General features: G+C 70.5%; 14 protein-coding genes. 6 read left to right on the top strand and 8 right to left on the bottom strand.

All coding sequences use genetic code 11. The annotated features are described in order from the left end of the window. Window positions 1-11 precede the first annotated feature (11 nt). Window positions 12-755 (bottom strand): ABC transporter permease, encoded by a 744-nt coding sequence (locus tag ACWZJV_RS22310; protein ID WP_457178757.1) that lies wholly within the window; start codon window positions 753-755, stop codon window positions 12-14. Continuing rightward, window positions 752-1,687, bottom strand: coding sequence for an ABC transporter ATP-binding protein (locus ACWZJV_RS22315; protein ID WP_457178759.1), 936 nt, complete (start codon window positions 1,685-1,687; stop codon window positions 752-754). The genes ACWZJV_RS22310 and ACWZJV_RS22315 overlap by 4 nt, the downstream gene beginning before the upstream one ends. Before the next feature lie 90 nt (window positions 1,688-1,777). Between ACWZJV_RS22315 and ACWZJV_RS22320 the strand changes: the two genes are divergently transcribed. Continuing rightward, complete coding sequence (locus ACWZJV_RS22320) at window positions 1,778-2,725, top strand: PLP-dependent cysteine synthase family protein (RefSeq protein ID WP_457178761.1); 948 nt, start codon at window positions 1,778-1,780, stop codon at window positions 2,723-2,725. Between the two features lie 28 nt (window positions 2,726-2,753). Here ACWZJV_RS22320 and ACWZJV_RS22325 read toward each other — a convergent pair whose 3' ends face one another. The 4 genes from ACWZJV_RS22325 to ACWZJV_RS22340 form a co-directional block, all read right to left on the bottom strand. Beyond that, window positions 2,754-3,098, bottom strand: a complete 345-nt coding sequence (locus ACWZJV_RS22325) for a hypothetical protein (protein WP_457178762.1) — start codon at window positions 3,096-3,098, stop codon at window positions 2,754-2,756. 30 nt (window positions 3,099-3,128) lie between these two features. Continuing rightward, complete coding sequence (locus ACWZJV_RS22330; protein WP_196875002.1) at window positions 3,129-4,364, bottom strand: FAD-dependent monooxygenase; 1,236 nt, start codon at window positions 4,362-4,364, stop codon at window positions 3,129-3,131. 74 nt (window positions 4,365-4,438) lie between these two features. Next, on the bottom strand, window positions 4,439-5,452 hold the full coding sequence (locus ACWZJV_RS22335; RefSeq protein ID WP_008358620.1) for an alkaline phosphatase family protein: 1,014 nt from the start codon (window positions 5,450-5,452) through the stop codon (window positions 4,439-4,441). Between the two features lie 42 nt (window positions 5,453-5,494). Beyond that, entirely contained in the window at window positions 5,495-6,493 is a 999-nt protein-coding gene (locus ACWZJV_RS22340; RefSeq protein ID WP_457178765.1) for an alkaline phosphatase family protein, read from the bottom strand. 118 nt (window positions 6,494-6,611) lie between these two features. Here ACWZJV_RS22340 and murI point away from each other — a divergent pair, with 118 nt between their 5' ends. Both murI and ACWZJV_RS22350 read left to right on the top strand, forming a co-directional pair. Beyond that, the gene (gene murI, locus ACWZJV_RS22345; protein WP_457178767.1) at window positions 6,612-7,469 is read left to right on the top strand and encodes a glutamate racemase; all 858 of its coding nucleotides are present in this window, start codon (window positions 6,612-6,614) and stop codon (window positions 7,467-7,469) included. After that, on the top strand, window positions 7,466-8,236 hold the full coding sequence (locus ACWZJV_RS22350; protein ID WP_008358613.1) for an MBL fold metallo-hydrolase: 771 nt from the start codon (window positions 7,466-7,468) through the stop codon (window positions 8,234-8,236). Before murI ends, ACWZJV_RS22350 begins: the two co-directional genes overlap by 4 nt. Before the next feature lie 141 nt (window positions 8,237-8,377). Here the strand turns inward: ACWZJV_RS22350 and ACWZJV_RS22355 are convergent, their stop codons facing one another. Together ACWZJV_RS22355 and ACWZJV_RS22360 are read right to left on the bottom strand one after the other, a co-directional pair. Continuing rightward, window positions 8,378-9,064 (bottom strand): response regulator, encoded by a 687-nt coding sequence (locus ACWZJV_RS22355; RefSeq protein ID WP_008358611.1) that lies wholly within the window; start codon window positions 9,062-9,064, stop codon window positions 8,378-8,380. Further along, complete coding sequence (locus tag ACWZJV_RS22360; RefSeq protein WP_457178769.1) at window positions 9,061-10,221, bottom strand: sensor histidine kinase; 1,161 nt, start codon at window positions 10,219-10,221, stop codon at window positions 9,061-9,063. The genes ACWZJV_RS22355 and ACWZJV_RS22360 overlap by 4 nt, the downstream gene beginning before the upstream one ends. A gap of 133 nt (window positions 10,222-10,354) precedes the next feature. On the opposite strand from ACWZJV_RS22360, the gene ACWZJV_RS22365 reads away from it, so the two are divergent. From ACWZJV_RS22365 to ACWZJV_RS22375, 3 genes are all read left to right on the top strand, one after another. Next, entirely contained in the window at window positions 10,355-11,284 is a 930-nt protein-coding gene (locus tag ACWZJV_RS22365) for an ABC transporter ATP-binding protein (RefSeq protein WP_008358607.1), read from the top strand. Continuing rightward, a complete protein-coding gene (locus tag ACWZJV_RS22370; protein WP_008358606.1) occupies window positions 11,281-12,120 on the top strand; it encodes an ABC transporter permease in 840 nt (279 codons plus the stop codon). Before ACWZJV_RS22365 ends, ACWZJV_RS22370 begins: the two co-directional genes overlap by 4 nt. Window positions 12,121-12,193: 73 nt before the next feature. Further along, window positions 12,194-12,973, top strand: coding sequence for an SGNH/GDSL hydrolase family protein (locus tag ACWZJV_RS22375; protein ID WP_457178772.1), 780 nt, complete (start codon window positions 12,194-12,196; stop codon window positions 12,971-12,973). The last annotated feature ends 1 nt before the right edge of the window (window position 12,974 follow it).

A 12,974-nucleotide genomic window follows, 5' to 3' on the forward strand; every position in this document is an offset into this window, starting at 1 on the left:
CCCAGACCCTCTCACTCCCACTTGAAGGCGCGCACGGCAATCACGTAGAGCACGATCGCCCAGCAGCCCATCACCGCGAGGTCGATCAGCTGCGGGAAGGCCCCGGCGCCGGCGTCGTTGAGGGCGTTCGACGCCGCGCCGTACGGCGTGAGCGAGATGACGTCACGGACGGGGCCGCCGAAGACCTCGACGGGGAAGTAGACCCCTGCGGTGAACATGCTGGGGATGAAGGCCACCATCGCGACCACCTGTCCGGTCCTGGCGTTGGGGGAGACCGCGGTGATCGCGGTCCCGATCCCGAGCGAGACGGCCAGTGCCAGCAGGTAGGCCGCCGCGTACCCGAGGAGCGATCCCGGCAGCGGCGTCCCGAACACCACCCGGCCGACCACGAGCACGATCACCGAGGAGGCCGCGACCGCGATCGCGTGCACCAGCACCTGGCCGAGCAGGATCGAGGCCGGCCGGGCCGGGGTGGTGCCGAGCCTCCGCAGGACGCCGCTCTCGCGGTATCCGGTCAGCGTCGGCGGCATCGTCATGATCGCCGCCATGATCATCGAGAGCAGCACCGTGGTCGGTACGTAGAGGTCGATAAGCCGCCGGTTGCCGAAGTCCTCGTTGTACTCGCGGAAGGCGGGCACGACCCCGAGCACCACGAGCAGCAACGTCGGGAACGCGAGGATCCAGAAGAGCGAGAGTCGCTCGCGGGCGAAGAGCCGGGTCTCCGTACGGATCATGGCGACGGTCGGGCTGGTCATCGGAGTACCTCCATGTCGGTGACGGTCTCGGTGAGGTCGAGGTAGGCGGCGTCGAGGCTGCCGGCGGCGACCCGCAGCCGAAGCGGTGCCACCCCCTGCGGACGCAGCGCCTCGATGACCGCGAGCGCGACTCCTTCGGCGCCCTCGACGGTGACGGTGCCGTTCTCGCTGCGCGCGGCGGTGACGCCGTCGAGCTCGCGCAGGGAGGCCAGGTCGATCGCGACCGAGGTCTCGAAGGTCATGATGGTGGCGGCGGAGGCGGAGTCGATGAGTCCCGCCGGGGTGTCCAGCGCCCGGATCCGGCCGGCGTCGACGATGGCGATCCGGTCGCAGAGCGTCTGGGCCTCCTCCATCGAGTGGGTGACCAGCAGGACGGTCACACCCCGGTTGCGTACGTCCCGGACCAGGTCCCACACCTCACGGCGCGCCCGCGGGTCCAGGCCGGTGGTGAGCTCGTCGAGCACGACGACCCGAGGCCGGCCGATCAGCGCCAGCGCGATCGAGAGCCGCTGCTGCTGGCCGCCGGAGAGGTTCTCGAACCGCTGCCGCAGGTGAGCCCCGAGTCCCAGCCGCTCGGCCAGCGGCGCCCACGGCTCCGGGTCGTCGTAGAACGCGCTCCACAGCTCCAGCGCCTCCTGGACCGTGATCTTCGGCTGCAGCTTCGCCTCCTGGAGCTGTACGCCGAGCACCTCCGTCACCGCCGCCCGGTCCGTCCACGGGTCGATGCCGTGGACCCGGATCCGGCCCCGGTCGCCGACCCGCAGCCCGGCGATCGACTCCACGGTCGTGCTCTTGCCCGCTCCGTTGGGTCCGAGGATGCCGAAGATCTCGCCCTCGTGGACGCTCAGGCTGATCTCGTCGACCGCCACCTTGTCGCCATAGGTCTTGCGCAGGCCGTCCACGACGACCGCTGGTTCTCGCTCCTGATGCATACGTTCAGCCTGGTGCGTGGCGCGGTCTCACGGATCGGGCGATCGGCGCGAGTAGGCATCAGCCGATCGGTTGATGCGACGATGGACCCCATGCGCTACGACAACCTGCTGGCGTCGGTCGGTGGCACTCCGCTGGTGGGCCTGCCCCGCCTCTCGCCCTCGCCCGACGTACGTCTGTGGGCCAAGCTCGAGGACCGGAACCCCACCGGCTCGATCAAGGACCGCCCGGCTCTTCGCATGGTCGAGGAGGCCGAGAAGGACGGCAGGCTCCGCCCGGGCTGCACGATCCTGGAGCCGACCTCCGGCAACACCGGCATCTCGCTGGCCATGGCGGCCAAGCTCAAGGGCTACCGGATCGTGTGCGTGATGCCGGAGAACACCTCCGAGGAGCGGCGCCAGCTGCTGCGGATATGGGGCGCCGAGATCGTCTCCTCGCCCGCCGCCGGCGGCTCCAACGAGGCCGTCCGGGTCGCCAAGCGCCTGGCCGCCGAGCACCCCGACTGGGAGATGCTCTACCAGTACGGCAACAGCGCCAACGCGCTCGCGCACGAGGAGGGCACCGGCCCCGAGCTGCTCGCCGACCTCCCCTCGATCACCCACTTCGTCGCCGGGCTCGGCACAACCGGCACCCTGATGGGCGTCGGCCGCTACTTCCGCGCCGCCAAGCCGGACGTACGCATCGTGGCCGCCGAGCCTCGCTACGGCGAGCTCGTCTACGGCCTGCGCAACCTCGACGAGGGCTTCGTCCCCGAGCTCTACGACGCCTCCCTCATCGACGCCCGCTTCTCGGTGGGTCCGCGCGACGCCGTCCGCCGGGTGCGTGAGCTGTTGGAGCTGGAGGGCATCTTCGCCGGCATCTCCACCGGCGCGATCCTCCACGCCGCCCTCGCCCAGGCCGCCAAGTCCCTCAAGGCCGGCGAGAAGGCCGACATCGCCTTCGTCGTCGCCGACGGCGGCTGGAAGTACCTCTCCACCGGGGCGTACGAAGGCACCATCGACGAGGCCGAGGAAGGCCTCGAGGGCCAGCTCTGGGCCTGACCGGCACCGCTGGTCGAGCCGTGCGGGATCAGCGGCAGAAGGCGTAGACGACGAGGCCGTGGTCGTCGCCGGAGAAGACCTGGTCGAGGGCCTTGCCGGTGAGGTGGGCGTCGACGTAGCGCGGCGTGGAGCCGGTCGCGACGATGGCGTGGCCGGGGAGCCTGCCGATCATGTCGCGCGGGGCCTCGGCGCTCCAGCAGTCGTGCCTCTCGATGAGGGCTTCGGGGCTGCCGGGGGCGAGCGGGCGTCCGGAGTCGAGTCCGCCGGACGCCGAGGTGGAGCCGAGCTGCACCAGCGCTACGGCGACGGCCGATGCGTACATCGCCCAGATGCCGAGCGCCACGAAGCCCTTGGGGCCAAGGATGGCTCTCACTACCGGGCAACGCGGCAGCGGGCCGCGGAGTTACGGGCCGCCGGGCCCCGGGGCAGGGTCGGCCGCGTCGTGCTCGTGGATCCAGGCGAGATGGCGCTCGTACGCATCGGGGGACCCGAGCCGCTTGTTGCGGGCCTGCGCGCGGGGACCGTCGGGGAGGTGGAGGACGTCGGCGGCGGCCACCGAGGCGGCCTGGATCCGGCGGGTGCGGTCGCGGCGGCGTAGCTCGTAGGTCGCGCGGGCGCGGTCCCAGTCGTCGTCGGAGGCGAGGCAGTCGGCGAGGACGGTCGCGTCCTCGATCGCCTGGGCGGCGCCCTGGGCGTGGTGGGGGAGGATCAGGTGGGCGGCGTCGCCGAGCAGCGTGACCCGGCCGCGCGACCAGGTGGTCAGGGGTGGCCGGTGGAAGAGGCCCCAGCGCTCGGAGGCCGTCGCCGCGGAGATCATCTGGACGACGGCCGGATGCCAGCCGGCGTAGGCGTGGACGTGCTCGTCGGGGTCGGCCGGCCACGACCACGAGTCCGGCGCCCAGGGTCCCAGCTGCCGCTTGACCAGCAGGAACGCATGGTCGCCGTCGCCGACCGGATGATGCATCAGGTGGCCGTCGGCTCCCGTCCACAGCTGCAGGCGGCCGGGATCGGGAAGCAGGGTGAGCCGCGAGCGCGGGACGGTCCCGCGCCAGGCCACGCAGCCGGAGAACTGGGCGTCGTCGTAGCCGACGACGTGCTGACGCAGGATCGATGCGGCGCCGTCGGCGCCGACGACGAGGTCGGCCTCGACCGGGTCGCCGCCCGCGAGCTCCAGCCTCGCCGGCCCGTCGTCGCTGTCGGTGATGTCGATCAGACGGTGGCCGAGATGGAGCCCGTCGGTGCCGAGGGCCTCGGTCAGGAGAGCCTGCAGGTCCGCGTGACGGATGCCGTAGCAGGGCGCGCCGCAGCGCGCGGCGTACTCCTCGGCCGAGAGCACCCGGCCGATCGCCGCTCCGGTGTGGCCGTCGCGCCAGGCCAGTCCGTCGACGGTCGCCGACGCCTCCCCGAGGCGAGGCTCGAGCCCGAGGCGCTCCAGGAGCCTGGTCGCGTTGGCGGTGAGCAGCACGGCGTCGCCGGTCGGGTGCGGGTCGGTTGCGGACTCGTACACCTCGACGTCGATGTCCCGGCGGCGCAGCTCGACGGCGAGGGTCAGGCCGCCGATCCCGGCGCCGACGATCGTGACCCGCCGGGCACGACGGTCCCGGCGTAGAGCTGCCCGAGCGATCCGGCTGACTGACATCGCACGCTCCTTCGGGAGATTACGTTCGAAACGTACCTCAGGGCCCGATGTGCGCGTGGATGGTTACGAGAACGTCATTTGACGTCGAGTGTCTGGTTCTTGCCGATGTCGCTGGTCTCGATGGGACCGAGGCCGAGGAGATCCAGGGCCAGGTTGCCGAGGTCGGCGTTGCGTACGGGCTGCGGGCCGTCATAGCCGGGGCGGTCCTTGCCCGGGTCGCGGTAGTCGTCGGAGTTGAGCTCGTAGAGATCCGCGCCGGCGCCGGCGTCGGGACCCCACACGATGAACGGGATCCGGTAGTTCTCGTAGACCTTCTCGGAGTGGTTGGTGATCCCGGGCTTGAAGCCGTGGTCGGCGGTGAGGATGACGTCGAGCTCCTTCGCGAGCTCGGGATCGGCGTCGATGACGTCGAGGAGCTCGCCGACCTGCGCGTCGGACTCCTCGACGGCGTCGAGGTACTGCGGCGACATCCCGCCCGACTTGTGCCCGGCGACGTCGGGAAGCGAGAGATGTACGAAGGTGAGGTCCCGCTGCTCGTCGGCCAGGTCCTCGGCCGCCTCCGGGACCAGCTTGTCGTGGTCGTCGATCGGGACGAAGAGATCGATGTCGTCCTCCCAGGCCCGCTGCCACAGCTCGAACTTCTGCTTGGTCACGAAGACGCCGGTGCTGAGCCCGGCCTCGTGGGCCACGGTGAACATCGACTCCTCGTCCGGAGCGATCGACCTCGACGGGTCGCCGACGTTCCAGGTGACGCCGTGGCCGCCGTCGTCGGCGTCGATCGGGTCGCCGGTGACCATCCCGGTGTGGTTGGGCAGGGTGATGTTCTTCTCGTAGGCCGTGCGGGCGTTGAGCGTCGAGGCGCCCTCGTCGATCAGCCGGTGGATGTTCGGCGTCTTCGCCGGCCCGAGCTCCGCCAGCGCATCCGGGTTCAACCCGTCGATGGAGATCGCGAGCACCTTGCGGTCGGCCTGGGTGGCCTCCCGTTCCGCTCGCTCGCCACCGTCACGGTCCGGCAGCGCGGTGAACGCGACGACGAGCACGACGACGACGAAGATGCCGACGGAGACCAGAGGGAAGAGGCGACGCACCGGCACACCCTAAGTGAACCCGATGGCACCCCGGGCGAACGCTCAGCGAATGTCTAGTGACTGGATTGAGTTCAAGGTGCTGCCGGGGATGGGGCCCAGGCTGAGCAGGTCGAGGGCCAGGTTGCCGAGGTCGCCGTTGCGGATCGGCTGCTCACCGGCGTACGTCGGTCTGGTCGTCCCCGGCGCGCGGTAGTCGGGGTTGAGCCGGTAGAGCGAGGCGCCGCGGGCGACCCCGGGACCCCACACGACGAACGGGATCCGGTAGTTGGCGTAGAGGTGGGCGCTGTGGTCGGTGGCGGTCGCCCTGAAGCCGTGGTCGGCGGTGAGGATGACGTACGTCGACCCCTTCAGCGCCGTCGAGGAGTCGATCGCCCTCAGCAGCCTGCCGATGCGGGCGTCGGTGCGGATCACCGAGGCGCGGTAGGCCGCGCTCATCCCGCCGTCGCGGTGGCCGTAGTGGTCGGGGGAGCCCAGGTGGACGAAGGTGAGAGCGCGCTTGTTCCTCACCAGGTCGGCGGCCGCCCGCTCGACCAGGTCGGCGTCGCCGTCGACGACGAACCGGTCGATCGAGGGCCAGGACCGGTCGAAGAGGCCGAACTTCGACTTCGAGGCGAACAGGGCGCTGCTCCGGCCGGCCCGCCCGACCTGGCTGAAGACCGACGAGACCGGATGCCCGGCGGCCTCCTGCACCGTCATCCAGGGACGGTCGTCGTTCCAGGTGACGCCGTGGCCGTGGGCGGACCGGGTGATCCGGCGGCCGGTGACCATCGAGGTGTGGTTGGGCAGGGTGACGTTCTGCTCGTACTCGCTGCGCGCCTCGCGGGTCGAGGCGCCGCCGCGCATCAGCCGGTAGAGGTTGGGCAGGTGTCCCGGGCCGAGCCGCTCGATCGCGGTCACGCTGAGCCCGTCGACGGAGATCGCCAGCACCCGCTTCGTGGTCGCCGCCTGTGCGGGACGCCCGGGCAGCTCCACGACCGCGAAGGTGACGGCCAGCAGGGCGATCAGCACCGTCAGCACCAGCGAGCGCCGAGAAATCGTCATGACCGGACGTTAACAACACCGATCGGCACTGCTGATGAACGTGAGATGGATCTCGGGTATGTCTCGAGTGACCCCCAGCACTGCGATTACGCGGCGTTTGGGCCTAGCCTTGACGATTGTGCAGTCCGTCTCGTCCCTGGGTTCGCCCTCGCCCTTGGGCTCAGCCCAGCCCGACCGCGACGCCCCGATCGGGATCTTCGACTCGGGCTTCGGGGGTCTCACCGTGGCCCGGTCGGTGATCGACCAGCTCGCCCACGAGTCGATCCTGTACGTCGGCGACACCGCCCGCGCCCCCTACGGCCCCAGGCCGATCGCCGAGGTGCGCGAGTACGCCCTGGAGTGCCTCGACCATCTCGTCGAGCAGGGCGTGAAGGCCCTGGTCATCGCGTGCAACTCGGCCTCCGCGGCGATGCTGCGCGACGCCCGCGAGCGCTACAAGCCGCTGCCCGTCGTCGAGGTGATCCTGCCGGCGACGCGTCGCGCCGTCGCGGCCTCCCGCACCGGTCGCATCGGGGTCATCTGCACGCACGCGACGGCCGAGTCGATGGCCTACGACGACGCCTTCGCCGCGGCGCCCCACGTCTCGCTGCACACCCGGGCCTGCCCCCGGTTCGTGCCGTTCGTCGAGGCCGGCGTCACCGGCGGCGAGGAGCTGCTGGCCGCCGCGCACGAATATCTGGACCCGCTGACCAGCGCCGGGGTCGACACGCTGATCCTCGGGTGCACCCACTATCCGCTCCTGACTGGTGTGATCTCCTATGTGATGGGCGACAACGTGACGCTGGTCAGCAGCGCCGAGGAGTCGGCGAAGGACGTCTACCGCGTCCTGGCCGAGAACGACCTCATGCGCGAGGGCGGCGAGCCGACCTACACGTTCCTCACCACCGGCAACCCTGCCGAGTTCAAGGCGATCGGTGCCCGGTTCCTCGGCCCGGAGCTGGCAGCTGCCCAGCAGTTCGCCGGAGGGATGGGATGACCTCCGGGATGCGGCTGACGATCATCGGATGCTCGGGCTCCTATCCCGGGCCCGACAGCCCCGCCTCCTGCTACCTCGTCGAGGCCGACGACTCGGAGGGGCGGACCTGGCGGATCGTGCTCGACATGGGCAACGGCGCGCTCGGCGTCCTGCAGCGCTACGTCGACCCGCTGCTGATCGACGCGGTCCTGCTCTCGCACCTGCACGCCGACCACTGCGTCGACATGACCTCCTACTACGTGCTCCGCAAGTGGCACCCGACCGGCCCGCAGCCGCCCATCCCGGTCTACGGTCCCAAGGGCACCGGACGGCGGCTGGCGAAGGCCTACGACCTGCCCAAGCGGCCCGGGATGCGCGAGGAGTTCGCGTTCTCGACCTACACCGGGCCGATCCATCTCGGTCCGTTCGTGATCACCCCGACGGCCGTGGAGCATCCGGTCGATGCGTACGGGCTGCGGATCGAGGCGCACGGCAAGGTCATCGCCTACAGCGGCGACACCGCCGAGACCGAGGCGCTCCTCGACATCGCCACCGAGGCCGACCTGTTCCTGTGCGAGGCGGCCTTCCGTGACGGCGTCGAGAACCCGCCCGGGGTGCACATCACCGGCGTCCATGCGGGGGAGTACGCCACCAAGGCGCATGTGAAGAAGCTGGTCATCACCCACGTCCCGCCCTGGCACGACTCCGCCGACGCGCTCCGCGAGGCGCGGTCCGCGTACGACGGTCCGACGGAGCTGGCGGCGACGGGGTCGATCTACGAGATCTGACCGCCCTCGTTGGTCGAGCCGCGAGCGAAGCGAGCGTGTCGAGACCAACACGGTCTGGTCGAGCACCGAGGGGACTGTGTTGGTCTCGACACGCCTCCGCCTAGCGGCTCCGGCGGCTCGACCAGCGGTTAGGCCGGCGGCTCAGACCAGCCCGGCGTCGTGGACGGTGATCGCGATCTGCACGCGGTTGGTGGCGCCGAGCTTGTCGAACAGGCGCGAGACGTGCGCCTTGACGGTCGGGATCGAGAGGTAGAGCTCCTTGGCGATCTCGGCGTTGCTCAGCCCGCGCCCGACGGCGAGCGCGACCTCGTGCTCGCGCTCGGTGAGCGCCTCGAGGCGGCGGCCGGCGGCAGCGGCGCGGTCGCCGGTCGGCTCGGCGCGGAGCCGGGTGATCAGGGTGCGGGTGGCCTTGGGGGAGAGGATCGGCTCGCCCGCCGCGACCGCGCGGATCGCCGCGACGATCTCCGGCGGCGGGGTGTCCTTGAGGAGGAACCCCTCGGCGCCCGCGGCGAGCGCGTCCACGACGTACTCGTCGGCACCGAAGGTGGTCAGCACGATCACCCGTGGCGGCCGGGCTTCGGTCAGGACCCGACGGGTCGCGTCGAGGCCGTTGATCCGCGGCATCCGGATGTCCATCAGCACCACGTCAGGGGCAGACGTACGCACCAGGGCGAGTGCCTCCTGGCCGTCGGTCGCCTCGCCGACGACCTCGATGTCGGCCTGGCCGCCGAGCATCAGCCCGAGGGCCGAGCGCACGAGCGGGTCGTCGTCGACGATCCCGACCTTGATCTTGACCGGAGTCTCTGGGCTGGTCCCTGGGCTGCTCACTGGCCCCACGGTAGCCATGCTTCGAGAATGAAGACATCCTTTTCCGTACGGTGCGTGAGGTGTCCGCCCGCGAGGTCGACGCGCTCGGTGAGCCCGACCAGGCCGAGGCCGGCGCCGGGCGTGTTCGAGTCGAAGCCGAGGCGGTTGCGCAGGCGTACGTCGATGCCGTGCTCCTCGGACCCGCTCAGCGCGACCTCCAGCAGCGCTCCCGGGGCGTGCTTGCGGGCGTTGGTGATGCCCTCCTGCACGACCCGGTAGATCGACCGCCCCACCGTCTCCGGCGGCGAGCCCTCGACGTCGTCCGTGAAGGTGATGTTCATGCCGCCCGTGCGGGCCTCCTCGACGAGCCGGCCCAGGTCGGCGTACGTCGGCTGGGGCGCGGTCTCGGGGTCCTCGCCGTTGCCGCGCAGCACGCCCAGGACGGTCCGGAGGTCCTCGAGGGCCCGGTGGGCGCCCTCGCGGATGGTGCCGACCTCGGCCCGGACCTGGTCGGCGGAGAGGTCCTCGCGGTAGGCGAGCGCCCCGGCCTGCATGGAGATGTGGGAGATGCGGTGGGCGAGCACGTCGTGCATCTCGCGGGCGATCCGCCGGCGCTCGGTCTCGCGGGCCTGGGAGACGCGCAGCGACTGCTCGGCCTCGGCCGTCTCGGCACGGAGCCGGAGCGTGGCGATGAGCTCGCGCCGCGAGCCGATGTACATGCCCCAGGCGACCATCGCGGCGATGATCACCACGTTGGCGCCGAGGTTGAAGCCCCACAACGGGATGCCGGGGATCTCCTCGGTGGGGGTGGTCTCCATCACCGCGAACCAGAACATGCCTGCGGCGACGTTGAGCAGGGAGATCGGGATGATCTCGCGCCAGCGGCGCCGGGTCGCCAACGAGACCAGAGCGAGGCTCGACGCTCCGGCGGAGAGGATCGAGAACCCTCCGGCGACGATGGTGAACGTGGCGATCGCCACCGGCCAACGGCGGCGCCAGAAGACCAGGACCATGCAGAGGACGCCGAGGCCGAGGTCGAGCAGGAAGCGCCACTCCGGCCAGCCGTCGGTGCTGGATATCAAGGCGATGGCGCTGATCCCCAGCGCAAGGAGATACCGCCACACGTGCCCCCACAGGCTCAGGCGTGGCTGATAGACCTCGGGTGACGGTTGCTGCACGGCGTACACGCTAGTCAACCGAGGTCGGGCAGACAGGATCCCGCAGTCGGGACCGGCCCCATACTTTTGTCGGGTTGCAGGTCATCCGTATGTCCGATGCAGTCCGCGCCGGAAGCACGGCAGGATGTGGGCCATGATCAAAGTCGAAGGACTGACGAGGGTCTATGGGACCTTCACCGCGGTCGACGACGTGTCGTTCACCGCCGAGGCCGGCAAAGTCACCGGCTTCCTCGGCCCGAACGGTGCCGGTAAGTCGACCACCATGCGCATCATGGTCGGCCTGACCAACCCCACCAAGGGTCGGGCAACGATCGACGGCAGCCTCTATGCCGACCTCCCCAACCCGGGCCGCCACGTCGGTGTGCTGCTCGACGCCAGCGCTCAGCACGACGGCCGCACCGGCCGTGAGGTGCTCACGCTCGCCGCGATGACGATGGGCCTGCCCAAGTCGCGCGTCGACGAGATGCTCGAGCTGGTGTCGCTGACGCCGTCGGAGGCCAAGCGCCGGATCAAGAACTACTCGCTCGGCATGAAGCAGCGCCTCGGCATCGCGCACGCGCTGATCGGCGACCCCAAGGTCCTGATCCTGGACGAGCCGGCGAACGGCCTCGACCCGGCCGGTATCCGCTGGATGCGTGGCCTGCTGAAGGAGTACGCCGACCGCGGCGGCACCGTCCTGCTCTCCTCCCACCTGCTGCACGAGGTCGAGCAGATCGCCGACGAGCTGATCCTCATCGGCAACGGTCGCATCGTGGCCGAGGGCACCAAGGACACGATCCTCGCCAGCCAGGGCACCGCCGGCCAGTCGCTGGTCACCTCCCTGGACAACGAGGCGCTCACTGTCGCGCTGAAGGCCAAGGGCTACAGCGTCGAGCCGCTCGGCACCGGCATGCGCGTCTCGGCCGCGCCGGCCGAGGTGGGCAAGGCCGCCCTGGAGTCCAACGTCGTGCTCACCGACCTGCGTGACGGCGGCGCCGGCCTCGAGGACATCTTCCTGCAGCTCACCGCCGAGACCCAGCGCGAGAGCACCACCCAGATCCACGCCGAAGGAGTCTCCGCATGAGCGCCGTATCCGTAGCGCCGTCCACCCCGCTCCCGGCGGTGACCAAGGTGCCGTTCGGCCGGCTGCTGCTGGTCGAGTGGCGCAAGATGACCGACACGCGTGCTGGCCGCGCCCTGCTGATCATCTCGGCCGGACTGTTGCTGCTGGCCATGGGGATCGTGGTCCTGGTGGCCGCGCTCAACGAGACCGTCGAGGTCTCGCTCTCGGCGTGGTCCTCGATCCTGGTCATCCCGCTCTCGCTGCTGACGCCGGTCCTGGCGATCATGATCGTCACCCAGGAGTGGGGCCAGCGCACCAACATGGTCACCTTCAGCCTCGAGCCGAGCCGGCTGCGAGTGATGAGCGCCAAGCTGGTCGCCGTCGTCGCGCTTGCCCTCGTCCTGATCGCCGTCGCGCTGCTGTGCGGCATCGTCGGGAACGTGCTCGCCGCTGCGGTGGGCGGATACGACGCGAGCTGGTCGATCGACGGTCAGGTCCTGGGCTGGACGATCGCCCAGCAGCTGCTCTACTTCGTGAGCGCCTTCGGTCTCGCGATGTGCCTGCTCAGCACGCCGTTCTCGATCGTGGTCGTCTACGTCGACCAGCTGCTCCTGCCGCTGATGGTGTGGTCCACGCTCTACTTCATCTTCGACTGGGCCGCCGACGTGATCCCGTTCATCGACATGGGCTACGCGCTGTCGCCGTTCGCTGCGGGTGCCGGATCTGTGCCGGACGGCGCGAGTCTTCCCGACCCCGGTACGCAGCAGGTGCTCGCGCTCATCTGCAGCATCTTCCTGTGGGTGGTCGTCCCGGTCGTGCTGGGCGCCTACCGGGTGCTCAAGTCCGAGGTGAAGTAGTTCATCGGACTGTTCGCGACACGACACGCGGGGGTGGGTGCTTCGGCACCCACCCCCGTCACCGTTGTCGGACGTGGGCACCTACCTGCGTTACGCGGCGCTGGGCGACAGCGCCACCGTTGGGCTCGGCGACCCGACTGTCGAGGGTTGGCGAGGATGGGCCCGGCTGCTGGCCGAGGCTCTGGGACAGACGTACGACGTCTCCTTCTGCAACACCGCGGTGATCGGTGCGACCTCGACCGTGGTGGTCGAGCAGCAGCTCGCCGACGCGGTGGCGCACCGGCCGGACGTGGCGTCGCTGATCGTCGGGGTCAACGACGTGATGCGCTCGACGTGGGACACGGCGAGACTCCGGAACGACCTGATGACCTGCGCCGACGCCCTCGCGGGCCAGGGCGCGCTGCTGATGACGGCGCGCTTCCACGACCATTCGGTGATGTGGCCGATGCCCGGCTGGATGAAGCGGTCGATCCAGCGGCGTACGGCCGATCTCAACGCCATCTGGGACGAGGTCTACGCGACCTACGGCGGGCTGCGGCTCGACCTGGGGGCGGTCCCCGACGTGCACGAACGGCGCTTCTGGGCCGCCGACCGGCTGCATCCCTCCGAGCTCGGTCACCGGCGGATGGCCCGTGCGTTCGGGGAGCAGCTGGTGGCGTACGGCTTCTCCTTCGAACCGCCCTCGCTGGAGCCCGGCGGCGGGCTGCCGACCAGCTGGCGGCAGGACCTGGCCTGGATGGCGGGCGAGGGAGTGCCGTGGATGGGGCGCCGGGCGCGGGATCTGGGGCCGTGGGTCGTGCGCCGGGCGTGGGCGCGACCCAGCGGTGAACCCAAGCGGGAGACCGTTGCATAGG

This window comes from Nocardioides sp. WG-D5 (assembly GCF_054031175.1).